The sequence below is a fragment of the Streptomyces sp. NPDC059499 genome (genome assembly GCF_042749285.1).
Classification (GTDB): domain Bacteria; phylum Actinomycetota; class Actinomycetes; order Streptomycetales; family Streptomycetaceae; genus Streptomyces.
In genome coordinates this window covers 1,026,335-1,052,646 of sequence record NZ_JBHYTT010000001.1, presented here as the reverse complement: position 1 = coordinate 1,052,646, position 26,312 = coordinate 1,026,335, and the positions used below count along the sequence as shown (strand labels likewise).

The 26,312-nt window shown below is 72.5% G+C and carries 21 protein-coding genes; 9 read left to right on the top strand and 12 right to left on the bottom strand.

Features of this window, described 5'->3' with window-relative positions; all coding sequences use genetic code 11:
• Positions 1–66: 66 nt before the first annotated feature.
• Positions 67–2,334 (top strand): MMPL family transporter, encoded by a 2,268-nt coding sequence (locus tag ACFW9O_RS04980; RefSeq protein WP_384605079.1) that lies wholly within the window; start codon positions 67–69, stop codon positions 2,332–2,334.
• Between the two features lie 74 nt (positions 2,335–2,408).
• The gene (locus ACFW9O_RS04975; protein ID WP_384605076.1) at positions 2,409–3,074 is read left to right on the top strand and encodes a GPP34 family phosphoprotein; all 666 of its coding nucleotides are present in this window, start codon (positions 2,409–2,411) and stop codon (positions 3,072–3,074) included.
• A gap of 14 nt (positions 3,075–3,088) precedes the next feature.
• On the opposite strand, the gene ACFW9O_RS04970 is transcribed toward ACFW9O_RS04975, so the two are convergent.
• Positions 3,089–5,158 carry a HelD family protein gene (locus ACFW9O_RS04970; protein WP_384605074.1) on the bottom strand — a complete coding sequence of 690 codons (2,070 nt, stop codon included), beginning with the start codon at positions 5,156–5,158 and terminating at the stop codon, positions 3,089–3,091.
• Between the two features lie 357 nt (positions 5,159–5,515).
• Here ACFW9O_RS04970 and ACFW9O_RS04965 point away from each other — a divergent pair, with 357 nt between their 5' ends.
• The gene (locus ACFW9O_RS04965; protein ID WP_383179788.1) at positions 5,516–5,704 is read left to right on the top strand and encodes a hypothetical protein; all 189 of its coding nucleotides are present in this window, start codon (positions 5,516–5,518) and stop codon (positions 5,702–5,704) included.
• A 1-nt stretch (position 5,705) separates the two neighbouring features.
• On the opposite strand, the gene ACFW9O_RS04960 is transcribed toward ACFW9O_RS04965, so the two are convergent.
• Both ACFW9O_RS04960 and ACFW9O_RS04955 read right to left on the bottom strand, forming a co-directional pair.
• Positions 5,706–7,349 (bottom strand): DNA repair helicase XPB, encoded by a 1,644-nt coding sequence (locus ACFW9O_RS04960; RefSeq protein WP_384605071.1) that lies wholly within the window; start codon positions 7,347–7,349, stop codon positions 5,706–5,708.
• A gap of 169 nt (positions 7,350–7,518) precedes the next feature.
• Positions 7,519–9,984 (bottom strand): helicase-associated domain-containing protein, encoded by a 2,466-nt coding sequence (locus ACFW9O_RS04955; protein ID WP_384605070.1) that lies wholly within the window; start codon positions 9,982–9,984, stop codon positions 7,519–7,521.
• A gap of 63 nt (positions 9,985–10,047) precedes the next feature.
• Between ACFW9O_RS04955 and ACFW9O_RS04950 the strand changes: the two genes are divergently transcribed.
• Positions 10,048–11,115, top strand: a complete 1,068-nt coding sequence (locus ACFW9O_RS04950; protein ID WP_384605068.1) for a hypothetical protein — start codon at positions 10,048–10,050, stop codon at positions 11,113–11,115.
• Between the two features lie 42 nt (positions 11,116–11,157).
• Here ACFW9O_RS04950 and ACFW9O_RS04945 read toward each other — a convergent pair whose 3' ends face one another.
• From ACFW9O_RS04945 to ACFW9O_RS04930, 4 genes are read right to left on the bottom strand one after another with little or no spacing between them, the layout of a single operon-like run.
• Complete coding sequence (locus ACFW9O_RS04945) at positions 11,158–12,123, bottom strand: ABC transporter substrate-binding protein (RefSeq protein ID WP_384605066.1); 966 nt, start codon at positions 12,121–12,123, stop codon at positions 11,158–11,160.
• The gene (locus ACFW9O_RS04940) at positions 12,120–12,995 is read right to left on the bottom strand and encodes an ABC transporter ATP-binding protein (RefSeq protein WP_384605064.1); all 876 of its coding nucleotides are present in this window, start codon (positions 12,993–12,995) and stop codon (positions 12,120–12,122) included. Before ACFW9O_RS04940 ends, ACFW9O_RS04945 begins: the two co-directional genes overlap by 4 nt.
• The gene (locus tag ACFW9O_RS04935) at positions 12,992–14,077 is read right to left on the bottom strand and encodes a FecCD family ABC transporter permease (RefSeq protein WP_384605063.1); all 1,086 of its coding nucleotides are present in this window, start codon (positions 14,075–14,077) and stop codon (positions 12,992–12,994) included. Before ACFW9O_RS04935 ends, ACFW9O_RS04940 begins: the two co-directional genes overlap by 4 nt.
• Positions 14,074–15,084 carry a FecCD family ABC transporter permease gene (locus ACFW9O_RS04930; RefSeq protein WP_384605061.1) on the bottom strand — a complete coding sequence of 337 codons (1,011 nt, stop codon included), beginning with the start codon at positions 15,082–15,084 and terminating at the stop codon, positions 14,074–14,076. The genes ACFW9O_RS04935 and ACFW9O_RS04930 overlap by 4 nt, the downstream gene beginning before the upstream one ends.
• Positions 15,085–15,233: 149 nt before the next feature.
• Here ACFW9O_RS04930 and ACFW9O_RS04925 point away from each other — a divergent pair, with 149 nt between their 5' ends.
• Entirely contained in the window at positions 15,234–15,854 is a 621-nt protein-coding gene (locus tag ACFW9O_RS04925; RefSeq protein WP_351165525.1) for a haloacid dehalogenase-like hydrolase, read from the top strand.
• A 9-nt stretch (positions 15,855–15,863) separates the two neighbouring features.
• On the opposite strand, the gene ACFW9O_RS04920 is transcribed toward ACFW9O_RS04925, so the two are convergent.
• Positions 15,864–16,100, bottom strand: coding sequence for a hypothetical protein (locus ACFW9O_RS04920; protein ID WP_351165523.1), 237 nt, complete (start codon positions 16,098–16,100; stop codon positions 15,864–15,866).
• A gap of 167 nt (positions 16,101–16,267) precedes the next feature.
• Between ACFW9O_RS04920 and ACFW9O_RS04915 the strand changes: the two genes are divergently transcribed.
• On the top strand, positions 16,268–16,651 hold the full coding sequence (locus ACFW9O_RS04915; RefSeq protein WP_329208578.1) for a cold-shock protein: 384 nt from the start codon (positions 16,268–16,270) through the stop codon (positions 16,649–16,651).
• 37 nt (positions 16,652–16,688) lie between these two features.
• On the opposite strand, the gene ACFW9O_RS04910 is transcribed toward ACFW9O_RS04915, so the two are convergent.
• From ACFW9O_RS04910 to ACFW9O_RS04895, 4 genes are read right to left on the bottom strand one after another with little or no spacing between them, the layout of a single operon-like run.
• Complete coding sequence (locus ACFW9O_RS04910) at positions 16,689–17,585, bottom strand: 1,4-dihydroxy-6-naphthoate synthase (protein WP_384605057.1); 897 nt, start codon at positions 17,583–17,585, stop codon at positions 16,689–16,691.
• Positions 17,557–18,270 carry a futalosine hydrolase gene (locus ACFW9O_RS04905; protein WP_384605054.1) on the bottom strand — a complete coding sequence of 238 codons (714 nt, stop codon included), beginning with the start codon at positions 18,268–18,270 and terminating at the stop codon, positions 17,557–17,559. Before ACFW9O_RS04905 ends, ACFW9O_RS04910 begins: the two co-directional genes overlap by 29 nt.
• Before the next feature lie 38 nt (positions 18,271–18,308).
• Entirely contained in the window at positions 18,309–18,791 is a 483-nt protein-coding gene (locus tag ACFW9O_RS04900; RefSeq protein WP_351165517.1) for a DUF2771 domain-containing protein, read from the bottom strand.
• A 27-nt stretch (positions 18,792–18,818) separates the two neighbouring features.
• Positions 18,819–20,258: an MFS transporter gene (locus tag ACFW9O_RS04895; RefSeq protein ID WP_384605051.1), complete on the bottom strand. Its 1,440-nt coding sequence runs from the start codon at positions 20,256–20,258 to the stop codon at positions 18,819–18,821.
• 448 nt (positions 20,259–20,706) lie between these two features.
• On the opposite strand from ACFW9O_RS04895, the gene ACFW9O_RS04890 reads away from it, so the two are divergent.
• The 3 genes from ACFW9O_RS04890 (at position 20,707) to ACFW9O_RS04880 (ending at position 26,290) form a co-directional block, all read left to right on the top strand.
• The gene (locus ACFW9O_RS04890; protein ID WP_384605048.1) at positions 20,707–21,642 is read left to right on the top strand and encodes a DUF3027 domain-containing protein; all 936 of its coding nucleotides are present in this window, start codon (positions 20,707–20,709) and stop codon (positions 21,640–21,642) included.
• A gap of 458 nt (positions 21,643–22,100) precedes the next feature.
• Positions 22,101–25,289 (top strand): sacsin N-terminal ATP-binding-like domain-containing protein, encoded by a 3,189-nt coding sequence (locus ACFW9O_RS04885; protein WP_384605046.1) that lies wholly within the window; start codon positions 22,101–22,103, stop codon positions 25,287–25,289.
• A 149-nt stretch (positions 25,290–25,438) separates the two neighbouring features.
• Positions 25,439–26,290: a DUF5707 domain-containing protein gene (locus ACFW9O_RS04880; protein ID WP_384605043.1), complete on the top strand. Its 852-nt coding sequence runs from the start codon at positions 25,439–25,441 to the stop codon at positions 26,288–26,290.
• Positions 26,291–26,312: the final 22 nt, after the last annotated feature.

Below are 26,312 nucleotides of genomic sequence, written 5' to 3'. Positions count from 1 at the left end.
CCGGGGCGCCGTAACGGAACTTGAATGCTGAGTGACCTGTTGCGCCGCTCCACCCCCGGAGTCCCCATGCCACTGACCCAGTCCGTCCACGGCCGCGGCGCGCGGCCGAGCCGTGCGGGCGTGCTGCGCCGGACCGGGGAATGGTGCGCGCACCACTTCGTGATCGTCATCGTCCTGTGGCTGGCCGCGCTCGCCGGGGGCCAGGCCCTGCAGCACCTGTACGGGGGTGACTACTCCGACAACTTCGCGATCCCCGGAACCCAGTCGCAGGACGGACTGGACGTGCTGAAGGCGCACGCTCCCCAGGCGGGCGGCTACAGCAGCCAGGTGGTGCTGCACGATCCGAGCGATCCGCTCAGCGCCGTCAGCAGCGAGGTCTCGACCGTCGTGGCCAGTCTTCAGAAGCTGCCGGACGTGCTGTCGGTCCAGAACCCCCTGTCGTCGGACACCCCCACGACCACCCCGAACGTCGGGCCGCTCTCCACCGACGGGAAGACGGCGTACATCACCGTCCGCTTCAGCGTGCAGCCCTCCACCCTGGGCGACGGCTATCTCGACGGGGTGGACGCGGCCGTCCAGCCGCTGCGTGCCAAGGGCGTCGAAGTGGAGTACGGCGGTTCGCTGGGCGAGCTCGCCCGGCCCGAGGCGAACGACCGTACGAGCGAGGCCATCGGGTTCGCGGTGGCCGTCCTGGTGCTGCTGATCGGCTTCGGCAGCCTCCTGGCCGCCCTGCTGCCCCTGGTGACCGCCCTCATCTGCGTGGTCTTCGGTCTGGCCCTGCTGGGGCTGCTGGCCGCCGCGATGACGTTCGCGACCGTCTCGCCGACGCTGGCCACGATGATCGGGATCGGGGTCGGGATCGACTACGCGCTGTTCCTCGTCACCCGGCACCGCCAGAACCTCATGGACGGCAGGGATCCGGTGACCGCCGCCGGGATGGCCACCGCCACCAGCGGGCGGGCCGTACTCCTCTCCGGGTGCACGGTGATCATCGCCCTCTGCGGACTGTGGGTCTCCGGGATCTCGTTCATCGGCAAGCTCGGCCTGGCCGCCGCCGTCACCGTGGTCACGGCAGTCCTCGGCGCCCTCACCCTGGTGCCGGCCATGCTCGGACTGATCGGGCGGCACATCGACCGGATCCACGTACGCAAGCCGGTGGCGGAGACCGAGCCGGACCCGGAGCCGGCTGCCGGGACGGGGACGACTGCCGGGAAGGCGGCACCCGGCAGCGGAGGTACCTGGCACCGCTACGCGCAACGCGTCGAGCGCAGACCGTGGTGGTTCCTGACCGGCGGTGTCGTGGTGCTGGCCGTCCTCGCCATTCCGCTCTTCTCCATCCAGCTCGGCCACATCGGGGACGGCGCCGACCCCAAATCCTTCACCGACCGGCGCGCCTACGACCTGATGACCTCGGCGTTCGGGCCGGGTTCGAACGGCCCGCTGACGATCGTGATCGACCAGAGCGCGGTCGCGCAGGACGACAGGTCCGCGCTGGAGTCCCAGGCCGAGCAGGCCCTGACCAAGGTGCCGAACGCCGCCCTCATCACCCCGCTCACCCCCACGTCGGACGGGGACGTCCTCACGGCCACCGCGTACTCCGTGGCCGCGCCGCAGGACGAGAAAACCACGGAACTGACCAACCACCTGACGGACGACGTCCTGCCCGACGCGGTCTCCGGCACCTCGGCGGACACGTACGTCACCGGCACGACCGCCGCCCAGGTCGACTTCCTGGACATCGTCTCCAGCCGACTGCCCCTGATCATCGTCGTGGTGGTCGGCCTCGCCTTCCTCGTGATCCTGGCCGTGTTCCGGGGGGTGCTCGTCGCGCTCAAGGCGGCCGTCCTCAACGTGCTGTCGATCGCGGCCTCGTACGGGGTCGTGGTGGCCGTCTTCCAGTGGGGCTGGGGCGGGCCCGCCCTGGGGGTGTCGGGCGATGTCCCGATCGAGAGCTACGTGCCGATGATGATGTTCGCCATCGTCTTCGGCCTGAGCATGGACTACGAGATCTTCCTGCTGACCCGGATCCACGAGGCCTGGCTGCGCACCCAGGACCCCAAGGCCAGCGTGGCGCACGCCCTGGAGATCACCGCCCGGGTCATCACCTGCGCGGCCCTGATCATGGTCAGCGTCTTCGCCGCGTTCCTGATCAGCGACAACATCGTCGTGAAGATGCTGGGCCTCGGACTCGCGGCGAGCGTGCTCATCGACGCCACCGTCGTCCGGCTGCTCCTGGTGCCCGCGGTGATGACCCTGCTGGGCCGTGCCGCCTGGTGGTCGCCGCGCTGGCTGGACCGGATCCTTCCGAAGGTGGAGGCGGAAGGAACCGGGTGAGGGGCCCCGGACCGGGAACGCGCCACCCGCTCCAGGCGTCCCTACGGGTAGGCGACCGAAGGGGGAACCGGCTGATGTCGGTCACGTTGGGCGAAGAAGTCATGCTGTTGTCGCTGGACGACGAGTCCGGAGTGGCGAAGGAGCGGCAGTCCGCCGGCTGGGCCGTCGCGGGCGGGACCCTGCTCGAGCTCGTCATGGCAGGCCGCGTCTCGGTGGACGGCGGGAGGATCGCCGTGACCGGCACGGAGCCCACCGGCACCGCGCTGCTCGACGAACAGCTGAGGCTGATCGCGGTCTGGGCGGCCAAGCGGAGCAAACCCCGCAAGGTCACCGAGTGGCTGACGAGGGATCAGAGCAAGGCCGTGCGCGCCACGATCGAGAGCCTGCGCGAACGCGGGCTGGTGGGCGAGGAGCAGCACAAGGTGCTCGGCGTCTTCCCCGTGCGCCGCTTCCCCGAGGCGGACGGCTCGGTCGAGCGCGAGCTGCGCGACCGGCTTGCCCGAGTGGTGCTGTACGGGGAGGAGCCCGACGACCGCTCCGCCGGGCTGATCGCGCTGGTCCACGCCGCGAAGCTGCACCGTCTGGCCTTCCCCGACCTGCCGAAGGGCAAGGTGTCGCCGCGGATGGAAGAGGTCGCGGAAGGCCAGTGGGCGGGCGAGAACGTCCGGATCGCGATCCGCACCATGCAGGCGGCGATGGTGGCGGTCACCGTGGCGACGGCGGTGACCGTCATCGGCTGATCCGGAGCGCGGCTCTACACCAGCTGTTCCGGCAGCTTCGCGGCGTGCAGCACGATCAGACCCGACACCGCACGGGTCAGCGCCACGTACAGCCGCCGCAGGCCCGTGCGTTCGTCGGGCTCGCCGTCGACCACCGCGGCCGGTTCGTCCAGCACCACGTAGTCGTACTCCAGGCCCTTGGCCAGCGATGCCGGTACCAGGGTCAGACGGGAGGCGGCCGTCGTCTCCTCGCCGGGGGACAGGTACGCGTGGCCGGCGGCCGTGAGGGCGTCGGCCAGGGCGGGGATGCGGGCGTCGGCGGCGATCAGGCCGATCGAGCCCTCGTGGACCAGCGACTCCTCGCAGGCCGCGACCACCGCCGCGTCCAGGACGTCCGCGGCCACCTCCCGCACGGCCAGCGAGCCGGGCGACTCACGCACCGACTCCACGGCCGCCAGGCCGGGCGAGATCGCGGAGAGCAGCCGGGAGGCGTACGCGATCACCTCGCGCGGCACACGGAAGCCGGCGGTCAGCTCCTCCACCACCGCGTCCGCCTTGCCGAGGTGGAACAGCGCCTGCGCCCAGCTCTCCGTCGACCACGGAGTCGTCCCCTGCGCCAGGTCGCCGAGCACCGTCGCCGAACCGGTCGAGCAGCGGCGTCCCACCGCCCGGTACTGCATCGGGGACAGGTCCTGGGCCTCGTCGATCACGACATGGCCCAGCGAGTGCGTACGGGCCACCAGGTCGCCCGCCTCGTCGATGAGGACCGCGTCCGCCGCCGACCACTTCGCGGACTTCACGCTGCGGGCGGGCCTGGCCATGAGGATCTGCTTCTGCTCGTCCCCGGTGAGGATCCCCTCCGCGTGCGCGGCCAGGAACTCGGCGTCCGTCAGGAGCCGCAGCACCAGCTTCGTCGGCTCCACCGCCGGCCAGACCGCCTTCACGGCCGCCTTTACCGCCGGGGTCCGCGCCACCGCGTTCTGCACCCGGTCGTCCGGCGCCTCGCCCGCCTCCTCCATCCGTACGAGGACGGCGTGCGCGATGCGCTGCGGGAGCGCCTCGTGGGCGGCGCCGTAGCGCATGTCGCGGGCCAGCAGCTCGCCCACCATCTCCTCGATCTCGTACGCCGGTACCCGCCAGCGACGTGAGCCGCGCACCACCACGACGCCCTCCGTCGGCGGGGTGACGTGCGAGCGGAGCGCGCGCCGCAGGACTTCCGCCATCCGGGCGTCGCCCTTGATCACGGCGGCGGCGGCCTCGTCCGTGCCGCGCACCTCGACCCCGGCCGTCACCAGGTCCTCGACGGTGGCCTGCTTCACCTCCAGCTCGCCCAGCGCGGGCAGCACCTGCTCGATGTAGTGCAGGAACGACCGGTTCGGGCCGATGACGAGGGTGCCGGTGCGGGCGAGCCGCTCGCGGTGCGCGTACAGGAGGTAGGCGACACGGTGCAGGCCGACGGCCGTCTTTCCGGTACCGGGACCTCCCTGGACGCAGACCGTCCCGCCGAGCCCGCTGCGGACGATCTCGTCCTGCTCCGGCTGGATCGTTGCCACGATGTCGCGCATCGGGCCGACACGGGGCCGCTCGATCTCCGCCTGGAGGAGCTTGCTGGTCTGCTCGGTCTCCGCCGGGTCGCTGAGGTGCTCGTCCTCGTACGCGGTCAGCTCGCCGCCGGTGTAGCCGAAGCGGCGCCGGCGGTCGACGTCCAGCGGGTTGTTCCTGGACGCCTGATAGAAGGGCTGGGAGACCGGGGCACGCCAGTCGATGACCATCGGGTCGCCCTGGGCGTCGTGGACGTGGCGGCGTCCGATGTAGAACTGCTCGCCCTCGGCGCCCTCCGCCTCCTGGGCGCCGACGGGGTGCCGGTAGTCGAGGCGGCCGAAGAAGAGCGGGGTGTGGGAGAGGTCGGCGAGCGCCTTGATGCGGTCGTCGATCTGGGCCTGCAGGACGGCGGCGTTGACCCAGTTCGCCGTGACGTCGCGGATGTCGAGGGCCTGTACGTCCTCGCGCATGGCGCGCAGTGCGGCACGGGAACCGGCCAGGTGGGCGCGTTCCCCGTCCAGTGGACTGCTGGTGTCTTCGCTTGTCTCTTCGTGCGCGGGCACGGTGTTGCCTCCGGCTTTTCGACGCAGGACGGCGGACCGGGCTCGGAGGCCGGGTCCGCTCAGGGACGTTCACAGGTGTGCACGCGAGGATGCGTGCGGCTGTTGTCGGCCGGTTTCCGTCCGGTCGGCGGCGCTCCCCCGGCTGCCGGCCGCTCAGGGAGGCGGACCGGTACCACGGTGCGGGAGGCGGGCAGACCGGCGATTGTAGCGACCGCGGTCCGCACCGTCGAACGATTTTCAGCGGCGTCCGTACGTCCCGTAGGGGACGGCATGCGACCTGCGGGCGACCCGCGCCCCCGCGCGCTTCCGTCCGCAGGCCGATGCCGTCGCGGGCGGGAGCGGCGCACCATGGAAGGCATGAGCACCGTATATCTGAACCCGCGCAGGACCGGGCCCGCGCACGGCGCGACCGCGGCCACCGGTCACACCCGACACCGCCTCGGCGACGCGGTGCGCGCCGTCACCGTCTTCGCGCGCACCGCGTTCGGGGTGGTCGTCCTCGGTGAGTACGCCGAGGAGGCGGGCATCGTCCGCCGCCACCGCTGAGTCAGTTGCCCGCCAGCAGCTCGTCCGCGTCGACGATCCGGTACGCGTACCCCTGCTCGGCCAGGAACCGCTGGCGGTGCGCCGCGAAGTCCTGGTCGATCGTGTCGCGGGCGACGACCGAGTAGAACCGGGCCTCGTGCCCGTCCGCCTTCGGCCGCAGCACCCGGCCGAGCCGCTGCGCCTCCTCCTGGCGCGAGCCGAACGTTCCCGACACCTGGATGGCGACCGTCGCCTCCGGCAGGTCGATCGAGAAGTTCGCGACCTTCGACACCACCAGCACGCTGATCTCGCCCTCGCGGAACGCGCCGAACAGCTTCTCGCGCTGCGCGTTACTGGTCTCGCCCTTGATCACCGGGGCGTTCAGGTGCTCGCCGAGCTCGTCGAGCTGGTCGATGTACTGCCCGATGACGAGGGTCTGCTCGCCCTGGTGCTTGCGGACGAGCGCCTCGGTGACCTTGCGCTTCGTCGCGGTCGTCGCGCAGAACCGGTACTTCTCCTCGGTCTCGGCCGTCGCGTACGCGAGACGTTCCGCGTCCGTCAGATTGACGCGGACCTCGACACAGTCGGCGGGCGCGATGTAGCCCTGCGCCTCGATCTCCTTCCACGGCGCGTCGAACCGCTTGGGCCCGATGAGCGAGAAGACGTCCGACTCGCGGCCGTCCTCGCGCACCAGGGTCGCGGTGAGCCCGAGGCGCCGCCGGGCCTGGAGGTCGGCGGTGAACTTGAAGACGGGGGCGGGCAGGAGGTGCACCTCGTCGTAGATGACCAGACCCCAGTCGCGGGAGTCGAACAGCTCCAGGTGCGCGTAGACGCCCTTACGGCGGGTCGTCAGCACCTGGTACGTGGCGATGGTGACCGGCCGGATCTCCTTGCGCGTACCGCTGTACTCGCCGATCTCGTCCTCGGTCAGCGAGGTCCGCTTCACCAGCTCGTGCTTCCACTGCCTGGCCGAGACGGTGTTCGTGACGAGGATCAGCGTGGTCGCCTTGGCCTCCGCCATCGCACCGGCTCCGACCAGCGTCTTCCCGGCGCCGCAGGGCAGGACGACGACACCGGAGCCGCCGTGCCAGAACCCTTCGACGGCCTGCCTCTGGTACGGGCGGAGCGCCCAGCCGTTCTGGTCGAGCTCGATCGGGTGCGCCTCGCCGTCGACGTACCCGGCGAGGTCCTCGGCCGGCCAGCCCAGCTTCAGCAGCGTCTGCTTGATCTGCCCGCGCTCGGAGGGGTGCACCGCCACGGTGTCCGGGTCGAGGCGCGCCCCGACGAGTGGCTGGACCTTCTTCGAGCGGAGGATCTCCTCCAGGACCGGCCGGTCGTTGGAGGTCAGCACCAGCCCGTGGACCGGGTGCTTGGAGAGGGTGAGGCGGCCGTACCGGGCCATCGTCTCGGCGATGTCGACGAGGAGCGCGTGCGGCACGGGGTAGCGCGAGTACTCCACGAGGGCGTCGACGACCTGCTCGGCGTCGTGCCCGGCGGCGCGGGCGTTCCACAGGCCGAGCGGGGTGAGCCGGTAGGTGTGGATGTGCTCGGGCGCACGCTCCAGCTCCGCGAACGGGGCGATCGCACGACGGCAGGCGTCGGACTGGTCGTGGTCGACTTCGAGGAGCAGCGTCTTGTCGCTCTGGACGATGAGGGGTCCGGTCACGCGCGTCGGCCCTTTCTGTTCTGCTTCTGCCCTGCTGCTGGAATCTGCCGCGGGGCGGCCGCGAACGGCCAAACGTCCAGTGTGCCGCATCGGGGGCGTGAGCGGGTGAGTCGTGTGACCGATCAGTCGGGCGCCCTCCGTGCCGGGCCCGGCACGCCGGGCCCGGTGGCTACGGTGTCGCGTCGTCGGCTAGTTCCGCGACGCCCGTGATGCGGTGCAGCGGGTACGTGCGGACCTCGTCGGCCGTGTGGTCGTACGCCGTGACGAAGCCGCCCTCGACCTTGACCGGCGCGATCACGCGCTGGCTGGCCGCGCCGTCCGCGTTGACGTAGCCGATCCAGACCGCGGACCCGGTCATCGCCGCGGCCTGCACCGTGGCGAGGGTCTCGGCGGAGGTGGTGCGGGGGAGGGAACCGGCCGCGGCCGTGTCCGCGGAGTCCTTGTGGACGGCCCTCGCCGCCGAGTCACCGGCCCTGATGGCCCGTACCGCCGCGGTCAGCAGGGTCCCGTCCGGCACCGGCGGACCCTCGGGGACGGGGGCGGGTGCCGTTCGGGGCGGGGTGCGGCGGGCGCCCGCGCGGGTGATCAGGACATCGCCCTCGGCGGATTCGGCGGCCGGGGCGTACCCCATCTCGCGCAGTCCCTCCAGCAGCGAGCCCGGATCGGTCTGCGCGGCCAGGACCGTCGGTGCGAGGCGGCGCAGCCTCAGGGTGGCCGAGCGCTTGTCGGCGAGGATCTCGTTCAGCACGGCCTCGTCGTCGCAGCGCACGTACGCGGAGGCGGCGCCGATCCGCAGATGGCCGTGGCGGCGGGCCACGTCGTCGATGAGGTAGCTCAGCGGCTGCGGCACCGGGGTGCGGCTGTGCGTGGCGAGGAAGGCGTGCAGGTCGGACGCGGCCTGGCCGGCGTCCAGGGCGCGGCGTACGGAACCGGGCGTGAAGCGGTAGACCGTCGCCCCGCCCTTCGACTCGATGTCCGCGAGCACCGAGAGCATCTCGGCGAGCGGGCGCTCCAGCGGGCCGGGGGCCACGGCCGTCAGGTCGGCCTGGAGCAGTACGTGGTCGAGGGGCTCGGGGATGAGCGGCGCGAGACGGGCGGCGGCCTCGTCCGGGCCCTGTTCGAGCAGCGCCCGTGCCTGGGAGGAGAGCGCCCCGCGGCCGGTGATGCCGAGCAGCTCCGCCTCGTTGACCGTCCACAGGGCGATCCGGGAGCGCAGGTCGGAGGTGTCCCCGGGGGCAGGTGCCGCGCCGGACGTGGCCGAGCGGAGCGGCCGTTCCCAGCGGAGCCGGGCGAGCAGGGTCTGCGGGTCGGGGGCGGTGCCCGGGGGGAGCGAGGAGAACAGGGCCAGCACCCGGTGGCGTACCTGGGGTGCGGCCGAGCGGTCCAGCTCGGGGCCGAGTGCGGAGAGCGCCCGGCCCTTGGCGTCCTGGCCGCCGACCAGTCCCGCGGTGCGGGTGGCGGCGAGCCAGGCGGCGGCGAGGTGGGTCCAGCGGTCCTGCGCGGGGAGTTCGATCCAGTCGTCGTACGCGGGTGTCGCCGCGTACCGCTCGTCGGTCTCCCCGTCCGGGGCCAGCAGTCCTGCGGCGTACGCGAGTTCGACCCAGAAGGCGGCGATCGCCTCGGACACGTCGAGTGCGCTCGCGACCCGCTTCAGCTCGCGCACGCTCAGGCCGCCCGCACGGAGGATCGCCGGACCGCCGTTGTTCCAGAGCTTCAGCAACTCCTCGATCGTGGACAGGGCCGTGTGTGCCTGGCCGGCCGCGGCTCTGTCCACAGCCTGGGGATCGCGCTCGGCGGCGGGGGCGAGGGCCGGGGGCACGGGTTCGGGTACCCGGTGGGCGCGCCCGGCCCGCAGGTGCAGCGCGGCCTCGCGCGGCAGTACGACGGTGCGCGTCGACACGGGCAGCAACAGCCCCCGGTCGCGCAGCCACTGCACGGGCGGGGTGGGATTCGGCGTGACTTCACCGTAGGGCGGGCCCCACACCAGCCGGTCCAGCACCGACAGCGCCTCGACGGGGGCGGTGTCCAGAAGGGCGGCCATCCTGGTCCGGTCCGTGAAGAGGCCGGTCAGCGAGGCGACGGCGGAGACCGGGTCATGGGTGGCGGGCAGCCCGGCGGCGGTCAGGATCTCCTGCAGCCTGCCCGGCGACATGCCGGCCGTCGCCTCGGAGACGGTCGGGCCGAGACCGGTGGGGGAGGCGTGCTGCGGTGACGGGGCGAGCAGCTCGCGTGCGGTGCGCACGAGGTGCAGCCGCTCCTCCTCGCCCCAGACGAGGGCCTGTTCGCGCAGGTTCGCGAGGGCGCCCGGCAGCGCCGCGGTGATCGCGGCCCCGGAGTCGTCGCGCCCTTCGCCGTCCCCCTCGCCGTCACCGGTGAGGAGCGCGAGAAGGGTGCCGTACGGCGCCGGGTCCGGCGCCACGGCCAGGGCTTCCGCGGTCTGCAGGGCGAACCGGTCGAGGTGTTCCAGCGCGCGCACGACGGAGGCGCGCGTGCCGGCCCGCGTCGCCAGCTGGGTGATGTCGTTCGGCACGGGGCTGAGCAGGTCGGGGCGGGCACGCAGCAGCCCCGCCAGCGATTCGTCGCCCCGGGCGCGCAGAGCTTCGGCGAGCGTGCGCGGTGGTGTGGTCGTCCCCATCCGTCCCACGGTAGCCCCTGGAACGCTACCGTCGGGGCAGGGCGGTAGAGGGAGAACGATCGCGTGGGGATCGAGAGCGACCAGCTTGTCTACGACTATCTGAGCCGGGTCGGTGACCTGGCGCAGCGGCAACAGCTGTCATCGGGCGCCCGGATGAGACTCGTCTCGACACTGCGGGGCGAGATCGACCGGCAGCGCGGCACGGACGGATCGGACTCTCCGGCGGTGGTGCGGCGCATCATCGGCAGACTCGGCACACCGGCCGAACTGGTCGCCGCGGCAGCCGAGTCGGGCGACGGGGCGGTGTCGCTGCCCTCACCGCGGGCGGGTTCGGAGCCGGCCGCAGCGGAGCCGCGCGGAGTTCCCCGGCCACGGCGGGGGCTGCTCCGGAAAGACGCGTCGCGCAAGGGCGCGTCGGACGGGCGCGAGGCGCAGGAGGAGACCGCGGACACGGGGCCGGTACCCGGCTGGCCCTCGGCGTCCGCGCCGCACATGACGGGGTCGGCCGAGGCGGGTCCCCCGGGCGGTGAACCCGACTGGTGGCGGATCGAACCCGGGCCGTTCGGCGAGGGCACGTCGGTGCCGGGGTTCGTGGGTGGACTGGAGAGCCCGGAACTGCTGCGGCCCCCGCGGCCGGAGGAGGAGAAGCCCGGTCCCGGCGAGGTGGCCGAAGCGCCCGGGAAGGTGGCCGAGGAGGCCACCGCCGTACCCCGTCCGAGGCGCTTTCGGCTCCGCCGCCGCACGGTGCCCGCTCCCGCCGCATCGGAGCCCGTCGTCGCGGCGAGGGCGCCCCGCTTCGCGCATCCGTTCCTGCTGCTGTCCGCCGCGCTGCTGGTCGCCGGTGCCGTGCTGGGGTCCTGGGTGGCCCTCGCGGGTGGTTGGCTGCTCGCGTACAGCTCGCGCAAGCTCTCGCGCACGGAGGCGAAGTGGGTCGCGATGGGGCTGCCGGGCGTGGTGGCGGCCGGGGCCCTCGTCTGGCTGTGGGGGCGCATGGAAGGGCGCTGGGGGCAGCCCATCGCGGAGGGTGCGATGAAGGACGCGATGTCGGACGTGTGGCCGGTGGCGGTCCGTGCGGCGGCGGTGGCCTCCGCGCTGTACCTGGTGTGGCGGTCCCGGAGGCTGTCGGGCTGAGGTGCGGCGCGGTTCGAGCGCGCCGCACCGGTCGGCCGGCGGCTACTTCGTCAGGTCGGCCCGGAGCTCGTCCAGGATCTTCTCCGCCGCGGTGTAGCCGATGCCCTGGATCCACAGCTGGTCGTCGACCGGGAACACCGTGCCGTTCTTCACGGCGGACATGTTCTTCCACAGGCCGCTGCCGACGGTCTGTGTCTGCCTGGACTTCTTCGCGTCGCCGTACGTCGAGTGGAAGACGGCGTCCGCGTCCGCCAGGTCGATCTTCTCCGGGCTGACGTCGTAGGAGAAGCCGTCCTTCGCCTTGTCCGTGATCGCGGGGCGGCCCAGGCCGACGTCGGCGAGGATCGTCGCGATGTAGTTCTGCTTGCCGTAGATGCGGATGTCCGCGCCCTCGACGAACCGCACCATGTTGACCTCGGTGGCGGCTGCCTTCGCCGCACCGCCGAGCGCCTCCGTGACTTCCGCGGTGTGCGCGGCGTAGGCGGCGGTGACCTTCTTCGCCTCGGCCTTCCTGCCCAGCGCGTCCGCGTGGACCTGGAAGTTCGCCTTCCACGGGTAGCCGGTGTTCTCCGTCATCACCGTCGGCGCGATGGCTGTCAGCTCGGCGTACTTGTCACCGTGGCGGATCTTGCTCGTGAGGATCAGATCGGGCTTCAGTGCGGCGACGGCCTCCAGGTTCGGCGTCATCATCTCGCCGACGTCCTCGATTCCGGAGACCTGGTCCTCGGACAGGTAGTCGAGGAACCCCGACTCCACGTCCGCGTGTGTGGCGCCGACCGGCTTCACCCCGAGGGTGAGAGCCGAGTCCAGCTCGGCGGTGTCCAGCACGACGACCCGCTTCGGCGCGTCGGGGACCGACACGTCGCCCATCACCGTCTTCACGGTGTGCGTGGACGCCGGCGGGGCGGCGTCGGGGCTGTCGGAGGAGCCGCAGGCGGTGAGCGCGAGCGCGGTGGCCACGGCGAGTGAACCGGCCACCAGGCCGCGGCGGGACGGGGAGGGCGTCATGTCAGGGAGGCCTTTCCGGGAGCGGGCAGGGAGGGGGACCAGGGTGCGCCGGGCACGACGAGCGGCGAACCCGTCACCGGGTCCGGGACGATCACCGCCTCCAGCCCGAACACCTCGCGTACGAGTTCGGCGGTCACGATGTCCCCGGGGCGGCCCTCGGCGACGATGCGGCCGGACTTCATGGCGACCAGGTGGTCGGCGTAGCGGGCGGCCTGGTTGAGGTCGTGGAGCACGGTGACGACGGTGCGCCCGCGGGTGCCGTCGGCCGCCGGGGCCGCGAGCCGGCGTACGAGGTCCAGGACCTCCACCTGGTGGGCGATGTCGAGGTACGTCGTGGGCTCGTCGAGCAGCAGCAGGTCCGTCTCCTGCGCGAGCGCCATGGCGATCCACACGCGCTGGCGCTGGCCGCCGGACAGCTCGTCCACCGAACGCTCGCCGAGCGAGGAGATGTCCGTGCGCTCCATGGCGTCCGTCACCGCGCGCTCGTCCTCGTCCGACCACTGCTGCCACCACCGCTGGTGCGGCTGGCGGCCGCGGGCGACCAGGTCGGAGACGGTTATCGCCTCGGGCGCCACGGGTGTCTGCGGCAGCAGCCCGACCGACTGGGCGATCTTCCTGGTCGGGATCCGGGAGAGCTCCGTGCCGTCCAGGAGCACCGAGCCGCCGGCCGGCCTCAGCAGCCGGCCCAGGGCCCGCAGGGTGGTCGACTTGCCGCAGGCGTTCGGGCCGACGATGACGGTCACCTGCCCGTCGGGAACGGCCAGGTCCAGCTCGTGCACGACGGTGCGGTCCTCGTAGGCGAGGGTCAGTCCACGCGCCGTCAGCCGGCTGGTCACGGCGTCCGTGAGGGGACCGGGGCCGGTCGTGCTCATGCGTTGCCTCCAGTGCGGCCGCCGTGGCCGCGGATGATGAGCCAGATCAGATACGGGGCGCCGACCGCGGCCGTCAGCACACCCACCGGAAGTTCGGTGGGGGAGAAGAGCCTGCGCGCCAGGAGGTCGGCGAATACGACGATCACGGCACCGAGGAGTGCGGAGCACAGCAGCGGGATCTGTGCCGTACGGGTCATGCGGCGGGCGATCTGCGGGGCGAGGAGCGCGACGAAGTCGACCGGCCCCGCCGTTCCCGTCGCCACGGACGCCAGGACCACGCCGAGGGCGACGAGCCCGAGCCGCACACGGCCGAGCCGTACGCCGAGCGCGGTCGCGGTGTCGTCGTCCATCGAGACGGTGCGCTGCGCCCGCGCCGCCCACAGCACGGCGGGCAGCAGGATCAGCAGCGTCCAGCCGATCGGGGCGGCTTCGTTCCAGCCGCGGCCGTTGAGGGAACCCGTCATCCAGATCTGGGCCTGCTGGGCGACCAGGTAGTCGCCCTTCGTCAGGAACAGGGTGGTCACCGACCGCAGGGCGATCGCGAAGCCGATGCCGATGAGGACGAAGCGCGTCGCGTGCAGCCCGCCACGCCACGCGAACACGTACACGAGCGCCGCCGCCGCGACCCCGCCGATGACGGAGAGGTAGGGCAGGACGGTGTACGAGGTGACGCCGACGGTCATCGCGCCGACCGTGAGCGCGCTCGCGCCCTGGCTGATGCCGATGATGTCGGGGCTGGCGAGCGGGTTGCGGGCCACCGTCTGGATCAGTGCCCCGGCGATCCCGAAGGCCGCGCCGACGAGCAGCCCGACCACCATGCGCGGCAGCCGGAGGGTGCCCACGACCAGTTCGTCGGGCGACGGCTGTCCCAGGACGACCTTCACGACCTCCGCGGGTGCCACGAAGCTCTCGCCGACGCAGAGGTAGGCCACACAGACCGCGGCCAGCAGCACGACGAGTGCCGCCGCGACGGCACCGGACCGCCGGTGGAGCAGGAAGCGGGCCCGCTGCCCGGCCCGTACGACGGCGTAGCCGGCGGGCCGGACCCGGGCAGGTGCGGGCACTGCCGTGTCCGCGCTCATGCGGGGACCGCCTTCCGGCGTACGAGGGTGACCAGGAACGGCACACCGATCAGTGCCGTCATCACCCCGGCGGGTACCTCGCCCGGCGGGAGGACGATCCGGCCGATGACGTCGGACACGAGGAGCATCACGGGGCCGACGAGGGCCGCCATCGGCAGCACCCAGCGGTGGTCGCCGCCGACGATCGCGCGGGCGATGTGCGGAACGGCGAGGCCGACGAACGCGATCGGCCCGGCCGCGGCGACCCCGGCGCCGGTGAGGACGGTGGCACCGATGCCGCCGACGATCCGTACGGTCGCGACGTTCTGCCCCAGGCCCTTGGCGACGTCCTCGCCCAGCGCCAGCGCGTCGAGCCCGCGCGCCACGGACAGGACGAGGACCACACCGAGCAGCAGGAACGGCCAGATCTGCTGGGCGACCTGGGCCTCCCGGCCGGCGATCGAGCCGACCTGCCAGAAGCGGAACTCGTCCAGGGCGGACGCCTTGGTGGTGAGCACCGCCATGGTCACCGACACCAGCAGCGCGTTGATCGCCGCACCGCCCAGCGCGAGCTTCACCGGCGTCGCACCGCCACGCCCCCTGGAGGCGATGGCGTACACGGCGACGGACGCGACCGCGGCCCCCGCGAACGCGAACCACACGTACCCGGTCAGGGTGTGGATCCCCGCGTACGCGATGGCGAGCACGACGGCCACCGAGGCGCCCTGGCTGATGCCGAGGACGCCGGGGTCGGCGATGGGGTTGCGGGTGATGCCCTGGAGCGCCGTGCCCGCGACGGCCAGCGCGGCACCGACCATCAGCCCGATCAGGGTGCGGGGCACCCGCATCTGGCGGATGACCTCCGCGGCGTCGGAGTGCCCGCCGTGCAGCAGGGCGTCGAGGACCGCGGTCGGCGCGATGGTCCGCGCCCCCACGGCAAGGCTGAGCAGCACGGCCAGCAGCAGGGCGACGACGGCTGCCGCCGTGGCGCATGCGCGTCTGGACAGGCGTGGTGCGGCGGCTGGCATCGGGACCAATCGGGGTGCGGCGAGGGTGTGGCAGGGAGGCGGTGGGCCGCGGTGGGCCCCGGCAAAAACGGACAAAGGGAGGTAAGGCTTGGCTAAGTCTAAGCACCGCCGGGCGCCGGGCGGTCCTGGCCCCTCGGCACAATGGCCTCATGCCCTCACACGCCCCGACGGTCGGCTTCGACCTCGACATGACGCTCATCGACTCCCGCCCCGGCATCAAGGCCAACTATCTGGCCCTCTCGGCCGAGACCGGCGTCCCCATAGACGCCGATCTGGTGGTGAGCCGGCTCGGACCGCCCGTCGAGGACGAACTGGCGAACTGGTTCCCGGCCGAAGCGGTCGCGGCGACGGCCGACCGGTACCGCGAGATCTATCCGCAGCACGCGATCACGCCGACGTCCGCCATGCCCGGCGCGCGGGAGGCCATCGAGGCGGTGCGGGCTCTCGGCGGACGGGCGGTCGTCGTCACCGCCAAGTACGAGCCGAGCGCCAAGCTGCACCTCGCGCACCTGGGGATCGAGCCGGACGCGGTGATCGGCAGGCTCTGGGCCGAGGCCAAGGCGGAGGCGCTGGTGGAGCACGGGGCGCACATCTACGTCGGCGACCACACCGGAGACGTGCGCGGGGCGCGCGCCGCGAACGCCCTGGCGGTCGGCGTCACCACCGGTCCGTGCGACGCGGAGGAGCTGCGCAGGGCGGGCGCCGACGTGATCCTGCCAAATCTCACCGCGTTCCCGGCCTGGCTGCGGACCTACGCGGAAGGCGCCTGACAGGCCCCGCTAGCGGGCGGCGGCGCGCTTCGGCGCGTTCTTCCACACCGACCGGACCACCCCCGCCGCGGCGATCAGGAAGCCCAGCCCCATCAGCATGCACACGGCATAAGCGACAGAGGGGAACGGATCGGTACCCAGGAACAGTGGGGCCACTGTGACCAGCGTGGCCAGTGCGCCGATGAAGAAGACGATCGCGCCGACCTGTACGAGCCGGTCGCCTGCGCCGGAAGGAGTAGTACTCACCCGGCCAGGGTAGTTCCCAGCTCGGCGGAACCATTCGGCGACGTCTTGTCTCCGGCCCTTGGGCCATTAGCCTTGGACCCGGCGGGTCGTGGAGACCCGCTGTACTGCTATCCGGAGCCGTTTCACGGCTCTCCCGCGCACCGACGAGTACGAGGACGAGGACAGACGTGCCCACGGGTAAGGTCAAATGGTTCAATTCGGAAAAGGGCTTCGGCTTTCTTTCGCGCGACGACGGCGACGACGTCTTCGTCCACTCGTCAGTACTCCCGGACGGCGTCGATGCCCTCAAGCCGGGTCAGCGCGTCGAGTTCGGCGTGGTCGCCGGCCAGCGTGGTGACCAGGCGCTCTCCGTCGTGATCCTTGACCCCACCCCGTCCGTCGCGGCCGCACAGCGGCGCAAGCCGGACGAGCTGGCGTCGATCGTGCAGGATCTGACGACCCTGCTGGAGAACATCACGCCGAGTCTCGAGCGGGGCCGCTACCCGGACAAGGCCGCGGGCGCGCAGATCGCGGGCCTTCTGCGGGCGGTTGCCGACCAGCTCGACGTCTGAGCGGGCACGGACGAACGAGCCGCGCCGCCCGTTGTCGTCAACGGGCGGCGAACGCCAGTGCGTCGGGGGCCAGCGGCGGTACGAGTCCCTCCGCCGCAGCCCGGGTCAGCAGGCCGCGGATCGCCGCGTAGCCGCTCTCGCCGAGGTCGGCGGTGAATTCGTTGACGTACAGCCCGATGTGCTGGTCGGCCACGGCCGGGTCCATCTCCTGGGCGTGCTCCAGGACGTAGGGACGCGACTGCTCCGGGTCGTCCCAGGCCATCCGCACCGATGTGCGGATCGCGTCGGCCAGCTCCTGGAGCGCACGCTCCCCCAGGGACCGCTTGGCGATGATCGCGCCGAGCGGGATCGGCAGACCGGTGGTCGACTCCCAGTGCTCGCCCATGTCGGCCAGGCTGTGGAGGCCGTAGTTCCGGTACGTGAAACGGGCCTCGTGGATCACGAGCCCGGCGTCCACCCGGCCGTCGCGCACCGCGGGCATGATCTCGTCGAACGGCAGCACGACGATCTTGCCCACGCCGCCCGGCACCACCTCCGCCGCCCAGAGCCTGAACAGCAGGTACGCGGTGGAGCGCTCGCTCGGGACGGCGACGGTCTTCCCGGTCAGGTCGGTACCCGGCTCCTTCGTGAGGACGAGCGGCCCGCAGCCGCGCCCCAGCGCACCGCCGCACGGCAGCAGCGCGTACTCGTCGAGCACCCACGGCAGGACGGCGTACGAGACCTTCAGGACGTCCAGTTCGCCGCGCTCGGCCATCCCGTTGGTGAGGTCGATGTCGGCGAAGGTGATGTCGAGGGCGGGCGCGCCGGGGACCCTTCCGTGCGCCCAGGCGTCGAAGACGAAGGTGTCGTTCGGGCACGGCGAGAAGGCGATGCGCAGCTTCGCGGGCTGTGCCTCGCCGGCGGGGTCAGTCACGGTTTCGGTCACGTCGGTCATGGGGGGTCCAACCTTCCACTACGGGTGCGAGCTTCCCGAACGCCCCGGTGAGCGCGGCCAGGGCCTCGCCGATGCGCCAGGCGTCCCGGTCGCGCGGTCCCACGGTGTTCGAGATGGCCCGGAGTTCGAGCACGGGTACGCCGACCCGGTCGGCCGCCTCCGCGACACCGAAGCCCTCCATGGCCTCGGCGACGGCTCCGGGATGTGCGGCCAGCAGTGCGGCGGTGCGGGCCGCGCTGCCGGTCACGGTCGAGACGGTGAGCACGGGACCCGGGACGGCGCCGGTGGCGGCCGCCACCTCCCGCACGAGGGTGTCCGGCGGCAGGAGGACGTCCCTGCCGAAGCCGAGACCGGTGACGGGCACGAAGCCGTCCGGGGTCTCGGCGCCCAGATCGGCGGCGACGATGCCGGTCGCCACGACGAGGGAGCCCACCGGGGCGGCGGGAGCGAAGCCGCCGCCGATGCCCGCCGAGACGACGAGGCCGTACGGCTCGGGCGCGGCGGCCAGGGCGAAGGCCGCGGCGGCCGCCGCGGCGCCCGGACCGACACCGCCCGCCAGGACGTCGAAAGGACCGGCGCGGTGCACCTCGGCGCCCGGCACCTCACGTACCTGTGCCTGACCCCCGAACGCGCGCGTGACCGCGTCCCGTTCGGCAGGGACGGCGGTCACGACAAGCACCCGCACAGCGGTGGTCCTCGGAGATCCAGGGGTGTTCAGGGGGGTCAGGACGTCTTCACGAGCTGGAAGTGCCAGACGCCCGTGAGCTTCTGACCCTTCGCCTCCACGATGCTGATCTGCGTCTTGTCCGACGGCGTCTCGCCCGTCTGGCTGGCGAAGAACGCGCTGCCCGGGATGGACCGGTAGGTCTTCTTGTACGGCTCCTGCTCGGCCTGCTGGCCGTTGATGAACAGGGTCCAGCCGACGTCCGCGATCTCGGGGTCGACGCCGAAGCGGACCTTGTCGTCCATCGCGACCTTGACGGACTTCTCCGCCTTCTTGTTGAGGCAGCCCTGGATCTCGGACTCCTTGAGGGGCTTGCCGTCGTTGTAGCAGGCCGCCTCGGTGCTCACCGAGTTGTCGCCGACCGTCACGGTGGCGAGCGGCGTCGGCTTGTCGCAGGCGGACAGGACAAGGAGTCCCGCGGACACGGCACCAAGAGCGACGCCGATTCGACGGCCCTTACCTGAGAAGAACGCAACGGTCATGGGCCGAAGGCTATCGGTCGGCCGAGCTCACGCCACGCGGGGGTGCGGCGAGCCGCGCCGCGCGGCACCCAGGAGACCCCGTACGGAGGCGCCGGCGCCGAGGGCGAGGATGCCGGCCGCGACGGACATGCCGAGTACTCCGTTGAGGGGGAGCGCGATACCGATGGCGCCGCCGACCACCCAGGCCATCTGGAGCAGGGTCTCGGACCGGGCGAAGGCCGACGTACGCACCTCCTCCGGGACATCACGCTGGATCATGGCGTCCAGCGACAGCTTCGACAGCGCCTGGGTGAATCCGGCGACCGCCCCCAGCGCGGCGACCATCAGGGTGCTGAAGAACACCGCGGCGAGCACGGCGACTCCGAGGGCCAGCCCCAGCACGGTCGCGACGATCACCTCGGGGCCGCGTGCCTTGAGCCAGGAGCCCACCGCCGTACCGCAGGCGTTGCCGGTCCCGGCCGCCACGCCGACGATGCCGAGCGACACGGCGGCGCTCTGCCCGGCGAGCGGGTGCTCGCGCAGCAGAAACGCCAGGAAGAAGATCAGGAAGCCGGAGAGCGCCCGGTGCGAGGCGTTCGCCTGGAGGCCGTGCAGGACGGACGGCCCGACGGACCGCAGCCCCGGGGGCTTCTCCTTCTTGGCGCCGCTCTTCGTGTTGCCGCTCTTCGTGCCGCCGTTCTTCCTGGTGCTTCCCCCCGGGCGCGGGTCGGCCGGGCGCTCCTCGCCGTGCGGGACGACGAGGCGGGCCTTGCGCTCGCCCTTCGCCGAGTCGACCTTGTGCGGGAGGGTGAAGGCCAGGACGGTCCCGCCGATGAAGATCGTGCAGGCGCCGTAGAGCGGCCATACCGACCCGATGCTCTGGAGTCCCGCTCCGATCGGGGCCGCCACGCCCGTGGCCAGCAGGCCGGCGAGGGTGACCCGGGAATTGGCCTTCACCAGCGAGAAGCGGGGTGGCAGCAGCCGGGGCACGACGGCGCTGCGCACGACTCCGTACGCCTTCGAGCAGACCAGGACTCCCAGCGCGGCGGGATAGAGCTCCAGGCCGCCCGTCGCGACGGCGCCGGACATCGTCAGCGCCAGCACCGCCCTCGCGAACATCGCGCCGGCCATCGCCGCGCGTCGGCCGTGCGGCAGCCGGTCCAGGAGCGGACCGATCACCGGGGCGAGCAGGGTGAACGGAAGCATCGTGACGGCGAGGTAGAGAGCGACACGGCCGCGTGCCTCGTCCGTGGGAACGGAGAAGAACACCGTGGAGGCGAGCGCGATGGTGATCATCACATCGCCCGCGCCGTTGACCGCGTGCAGCTCGATCAGCTTGCCGAGACCGGACTCCCCGGCACCGTGCGCGTGCGTCGCCTTCCGGATTCCCTTGGCGGTGCCGGTGAACGGGGTGTGCAGGGCATGACCCATCGCCCGGCCCGCCCTGCGGAGCGGACCGGACCCGTCGGACGACCTGGCGGCAGCCACCTGGCCATAGTGCCCCACCCCCCGGCGTTGCGAACCATGATCGGGCGGGGCGCGGCGCGGGACGCCCCTGTCGGGTGAGTGCTCCATGGGGTGCCCCCGAGGGAAATTCTGGCCGGGAGTCGCGGTCGATCCGTGCCGGATTCGCACGGGTTCTGTCCCTCTCCGTCCCTGCTCAGCTGTGGATCCGGTGCTGTTTGGGGTGGGCAGGTGGGCTCGGGGCGGCGGAGAGGGTAGCGTGCGTAACGCGCCACCGGCGGTTGTTCTTGGCCGCGCGCCTGTCCGCGATCCCGCAGAATGGGTGGCAGAAGGCGCGCCCGAGGCAGGCACAACGGGTGTGGACGTCGACGCGGCCCCCAGGTCCGCTCCGCCCACAACTGTCATGGCCGAAATCGGACATCGATGGAGCTGCTGGCGCGCTCGAGACGGCGTATGGAGAGAAGCGAGACCTGTGAGTGCTGCGACGACGCGAAGCCGTACGGCCCGTACCCCCGCCCCTGACCGTCTGTGCGCCGAGGCGGTAGACCTCGCCCGCACCGCGGCCGAGGAGGCCGCCGCGCCCGGAGTGGTCGGTGAACACGTGGCCCTGGTCTCCGAAGGGGACCGGGTCGTCACCCACTACTTCGAGTGCAAGGAACCCGGCTACCGGGGCTGGCGCTGGGCGGTGACGGTCGCCAGGGCCTCCCGGGCGAAGAACGTCACCCTTGACGAAACGGTGCTGCTGCCGGGCTCCGACGCGCTGCTGGCCCCCGAGTGGGTGCCGTGGAGTGAGCGGCTGCGGCCCGGTGACATGGGCCCCGGCGACCTGCTGCCGACCGAGGCGGAGGACCCGCGCCTGGAGCCGGGTTACACCGGCGAGGACGAGCCCCTGCCGAACTCCCCGGTCTCCGACGTGTCCCAGGAGCTGGCGGCCCTCGTCGACGCGGAGGACGCGGAGCTGATGACGCGTCCCGGGGGGACGAGCCGCGGCTCGATCGCCTCGGTCGCGGAGGAGCTCGGCACGCGGCGGGCACGGGTGCTGTCCCGGTACGGGCTGCGGATGGCGGCCGACCGGTGGGACGAGGAGTTCGGCGCGAAGACACCGATGGCGCAGGCCGCGCCGGCGTCCTGTGTCACGTGCGCGTTCCTCGTTCCGATGGCCGGCTCGCTGCGGCAGGCCTTCGGTGTGTGCGCCAACGAGTTCGCTCCGGCGGACGGCCGGGTGGTCTCGCTGTCGTACGGCTGCGGAGGCCACTCCGAGGCCGCGGTGATGCCGAAGCCGGTGAAGCCGGCGCCGCACGCGCTGGACACGTTGCAGGTGGACGACTATCCGTTGCGCCCTGTGGACGACACCGGCTCGGTGCCGGCCCAGGCGGACGGCCCCACGGAGGATCTGGGCCACTCCTGACGCTCCTGGCCGCTTCGGGGTCCGGGCTTGCGGTGCCCGGGTGTCGCGTGGTCCGGGGTGTGCGGGTCAGGGCTTTGTCCTCAAGCGCCGGACGGGCTTGATGTGGCTGTCCGGTCCGGGTTTGTGGTGTCCGGGTGTCGCGTGGTTCGGGGTGTGCGGGTCGCGGGTTTGTCCTCAAGCGCCGGACGGGCTTGATGTGGCTGCCCCGGTCCGTGAGGTCGGGGGCTGCGGCCGAAAGTCACTTCCTGGGCGCCTGAATTCAGCCCGTCCGGCGTTTGAGGACGGAACCCTTCCTCCGGGGCGGGAGGCCAAGGGGTGGGGCGTTCACGTGGGCAAACCCAGCCCGTCCGGCGTTTGAGGACGGAACCCTTGCCCGTGGGGGCGGCTCCGCTCGCGGTACCTTCGGGCGCACACTGGGCGTCACGGGTCACCGGAAGAGCGGAGTTACGAGCGTGGGCATGAATGCGACCGAGGGGGCCGATCCGTTCGGGACGGCACGGCTGCGGCGCGGCGTGCTCGACGCCTGGGGGGCGGGCCCCGCACGCTTCCGGGAGGACGCCAACGCCGAGGAGGACCTCGTCCTCGGCGGCTACCGCGACCGCCTCGTCATCGAGCTGGCCCAGAACGCCGCCGACGCCGCCGCCCGCGCGGGCGTGCCCGGCCGGCTCCGTCTCACCCTGCACGAGGCCGGTGACACCCCGGCCGTCCTGGCCGCCGCCAACACCGGCGCGCCGCTGGACGCGACCGGTGTCGAGTCCCTGAGCACGCTGCGGGCCTCCGCGAAGCGCGAGGGCCACGAGTCGTCCGTCGGGCGGTTCGGCGTGGGGTTCGCCGCCGTGCTCGCCGTCAGTGACGAGCCCGCGGTCATCGGCCGGCACGGAGGCGTCCGCTGGTCCCTCGCCGAGGCCCGCGACCTCGCACGGCAGGCCGCCGTGGGCAGCCCAGGCCTCGGGGACGAGCTGCGCCGCCGCGACGGTCACGTACCGCTGCTCCGGCTTCCGCTGCCCGCCGAGGGCACCGCCCCCGACGGGTACGACACCGTCGTCGTCCTGCCGCTGCGCGACGGCGTCGCCGAGGACCTCGTCGCGCGGCTGCTCTCCGGCGTCGACGACGCACTCCTGCTCACCCTCCCCGGACTCGATGAGATCGTCATCGAAGTCCCGGACGGCGTACGGACGTTGCGTCGCTCGCAGCACGGCCCGTACACCCACATCGACGACTCCACGCACGGCACCCACCGCTGGCGCACCGTCGCCCACCACGGCCCGGTCGAGCCCGCCCTGCTCGCCGACCGCCCCGTCGAGGAGCGGCTGCGCCCGCACTGGTCGGTCACCTGGGCGGTGCCGGTCGATGCGGACGGGGCGCCCGAGAACCCCCGTACCGCCCCCGTCGTGCACGCGCCGACGCCCACGGAAGAGCCCCTCGGCGTGCCCGCGCTGCTCATCGCCTCGTTGCCGCTCGACACCACCCGCAGGCACCCCGCGCCGGGTCCGCTGACGGACTTCCTGGTGCAGCGCGCGGCCGACGCGTACGCGGAGCTGCTCGCCGCGTGGGAGCCCGTGTCGGTCGCCACGATCGCCCTCGTGCCCGGCCCGCTCGGCAAGGGGCAGCTGGACGGTGCGCTGCGGGCCGCGATTCTGGAGCGGCTGCCCCGGATCGCGTTCCTGGAGCCCGCCGCTCCCCGGGACCCGGCCGCCGAGCCCGACCGGTGGGCGGACTGGGAGACCGCCGGCACGGATGCGCCCGGCAGGGCGACGGCCGCGCTGCGGCCCATCGAGGCGGAGGTGGTCGAAGGGGTGGGTGCCGAGACCGTGAAGGTCCTCGCCGAGGTGCTGCCCTGTCTGCTGCCCGCCGGGCTCGAGCGCCGCGTCGAGCTCCGTACGCTCGGCGTCGCCCGCGTCCCGCTGACCGAGGCCATCGACCGCCTGGCCGGTCTGGAACGTGCCCCGGACTGGTGGCGGCGGCTGTACGACAGCCTGGCCGGGGTCGACCCCGACCGGCTCTCCGGCCTTCCGGTACCGCTCGCCGGGGAGGGCTCGACCGACGACGCGCCCCGCACGACCATCGGCCCCCGCCAGGTCCTCCTCCCGCTCCCCGACGCGCTGACCGCGCCCGTCCTCGCCCGGCTGGCCAGGCTCGGGCTGAAGGTCGCCCACCCGGACGCCGCCCATCCGCTGCTGGAGAAGCTGGGCGCCCTGCCCGCCACCCCCCGGGCCGTCCTGACGACCCCGCAGGTCCGGGCCGCCGTGGCCGGCTCGCTGGACGCGGGAGAGATCTGGGACGAGGACGCCTTGGACGGCGACGAGCTCACCGAGACCGTCCTCACGCTCGTGCGCGACGCGGACCTGGAACCCGGTGACGAACCGTGGCTGGGGGCTCTCGCCCTGCCCGACGAGGACGGCGAGACCTCGCCGGCCGGCGAACTCGTGCTGCCCGGCAGCCCGTTCGCCCAGGTCATGCGCGAGGGTGAGCTGGCCCTGTGCGACGGGGAGCTGGCCGAACGGTGGGGCGAACAGCCCCTCACGGCCTGCGGTGTGCTGGCCACGTTCGCCCTCGTACGGGCCGCCGACGTCGTCCTGGACCCCGACGAACTCGAGCCCCGCGACAGCGACTTCGCGGAGCCGGACGACGCCGGGCTCCTCGACGCCGTCGACGTGTGGTGCGAGGACGTCCTGGACCAGCTGCCCGACACCCCGGTGCCGCCCGTCGCCACCGAACTCGTCGCCGTACGCGATCTGGACCTCGTGGACGACGACGCCTGGCCGCAGGCGCTCGCGATGCTCGCCCGCCCGCCGCTGCGCGACGCTTTGACCCAGCCGGTGCGCGTCCTGCTCCCGGACGGTACGACGCAGTCCGTGCGCCCCTACACCGCCTGGTGGCTGCGCGACCACCCCGTGCTCGACGGCCGCCGTCCGGCGGGTCTGCGCGCGGCGGGCGGCGACCCGCGCCTCGCGGGCCTGTACGACGCCGTCGACGCGACGGGCTTCGACGACGCGCAGGTGCTGCGCGCGCTGGGCGTACGGACCTCGGTGGCCGCGCTCCTGGACGAGCCGGGCGGTGCGGCCGAGCTGCTGGGCCGGCTCGCGGAGGAGGAGCGTCCCGTCGGCCCCGTACAGCTGCACTCGCTCTACACGGCCCTCGCCGAGTTGGACCCCGAACAGGTGACGCTGCCCGACGAGTTGAGGGCGGTCGTCGACGACGACGTGCGGGTGGTCGACGCGGCGGACGCCGTGATCGCCGACGCGCCGGATGTGCTGCCGCTGACCGGGGGGCTCCCGCTGCTGCCGGTCGCTCCGGCCCGTGCGGCCGAGCTGGCGGAGCTGCTGCAGGTACGGCGGCTCGGCGAGAGCATCGAGGCGGAGGTGACGACGGAGGGCGAGGAGCACCAGGTGCCCGAGTCGGTGCGGATCCTGCTCGGGGCGGGGACCCCGGACACGTACGTCGAGCACGGCGAACTGCGTGCGGGCGGCGTCGAGCTGGACTGGCGCCGCACCCCGGACGGGGTGGTCCACGCCTCCACACTGGAGGGCGTGGCGGCCGGTCTCGCCTGGGCGGCCGGACAGTGGCCGCGCCGTTTCGAGGTGGCCGCGCTGATCGAGGACCCGTCCCGCACGGAGGAGCTGGCCCGGGACCGCTGGTTCGACTGAACCATGTGATCTTCACCAGAAAGTCGTTTTGTCGTACAACCATTCACATGCGGACCCCGTCTGATCTGTTGAGTCACCAGACTCGCAGACCACATGGGGACCGTCGGCCTCACGACTAGCCACGGCCCCCCTTCTCCACTGGGGAACACATGCGTATTCGTGCCACTGTTGCCGTTGCCACCGGCGCCCTGGCTCTGTCCGCTCTCGGCCTCCCGGCCGCGACGGCCGACGACGGCCGCACCTGGACGCCCGACTTCGGACTCTCCGCCCCGGAGCGGCCGTCCGAGCGCATGGCCGCACGTGCGGTCACCGCCGACGACGACCTCAGGATCACCAAGGCGGTCGTGAACGGTGGCAAGCCCATCATCGTGGGCACCACCGCACCGAAGAAGGTCACCGTCGCCATCACGGCCACGGACGACTCGGGCATCGCGGACGCCGGAACGATCCTGTGGATCGGCGACGACCTGGAGTCCGAGGACAGCTTCGGCTTCTCGCAGAACGAGGAAACCGCCAAGTGCACGGCGGCCAGCGCCACGACGTCCACCTGCACGCTCACGGTCACGGTCGACCCGGCATGGCTGATCAACTCCGACGCGACCAACTGGCACGTCGGCGCCGCGGTGCTCAGCAAGGACGGCCAGATCGTCCAGGACGACGCCTTCGGCAAGACGAATCTCCAGCGCCTCTCCAAGGTGACCGTCAACGCCGCCCCGGAGCCCGTCAAGAAGGGCAAGACCATCACGGTCACCGGCAAGCTCTCGCGTGCGAACTGGGAGACCGGCACGTACAAGGGCTACGCCACCCAGGCCGTCAAGCTGCAGTTCCGCAAGAAGACCAGCAGCACCTACACCACCGTCAAGACCATCAAGACGAGCAGCACCGGTGAGCTGAAGACCACCGTCAAGGCGTCCGTGGACGGCTACTGGCGCTACAGCTTCGCCGGTACGTCCACCACCCCGACCGTCACGGCCGCGGGTGACTTCGTCGACGTGAAGTAGTCGAGGGGCGACACCCTCGCGG

Coding starts and splice junctions, on each gene's coding strand:
- ACFW9O_RS04980 (WP_384605079.1), top strand. CDS start 67: ATGCCACTGACCCAGTCCGTCCACGGCCGCGGCGCGCGGCCGAGCCGT.
- ACFW9O_RS04975 (WP_384605076.1), top strand. CDS start 2,409: ATGTCGGTCACGTTGGGCGAAGAAGTCATGCTGTTGTCGCTGGACGAC.
- ACFW9O_RS04965 (WP_383179788.1), top strand. CDS start 5,516: ATGAGCACCGTATATCTGAACCCGCGCAGGACCGGGCCCGCGCACGGC.
- ACFW9O_RS04955 (WP_384605070.1), bottom strand. CDS start 9,984: ATGGGGACGACCACACCACCGCGCACGCTCGCCGAAGCTCTGCGCGCC.
- ACFW9O_RS04945 (WP_384605066.1), bottom strand. CDS start 12,123: ATGACGCCCTCCCCGTCCCGCCGCGGCCTGGTGGCCGGTTCACTCGCC.
- ACFW9O_RS04940 (WP_384605064.1), bottom strand. CDS start 12,995: ATGAGCACGACCGGCCCCGGTCCCCTCACGGACGCCGTGACCAGCCGG.
- ACFW9O_RS04935 (WP_384605063.1), bottom strand. CDS start 14,077: ATGAGCGCGGACACGGCAGTGCCCGCACCTGCCCGGGTCCGGCCCGCC.
- ACFW9O_RS04930 (WP_384605061.1), bottom strand. CDS start 15,084: ATGCCAGCCGCCGCACCACGCCTGTCCAGACGCGCATGCGCCACGGCG.
- ACFW9O_RS04925 (WP_351165525.1), top strand. CDS start 15,234: ATGCCCTCACACGCCCCGACGGTCGGCTTCGACCTCGACATGACGCTC.
- ACFW9O_RS04910 (WP_384605057.1), bottom strand. CDS start 17,585: ATGACCGACGTGACCGAAACCGTGACTGACCCCGCCGGCGAGGCACAG.
- ACFW9O_RS04900 (WP_351165517.1), bottom strand. CDS start 18,791: ATGACCGTTGCGTTCTTCTCAGGTAAGGGCCGTCGAATCGGCGTCGCT.
- ACFW9O_RS04885 (WP_384605046.1), top strand. CDS start 22,101: ATGAATGCGACCGAGGGGGCCGATCCGTTCGGGACGGCACGGCTGCGG.
- ACFW9O_RS04880 (WP_384605043.1), top strand. CDS start 25,439: ATGCGTATTCGTGCCACTGTTGCCGTTGCCACCGGCGCCCTGGCTCTG.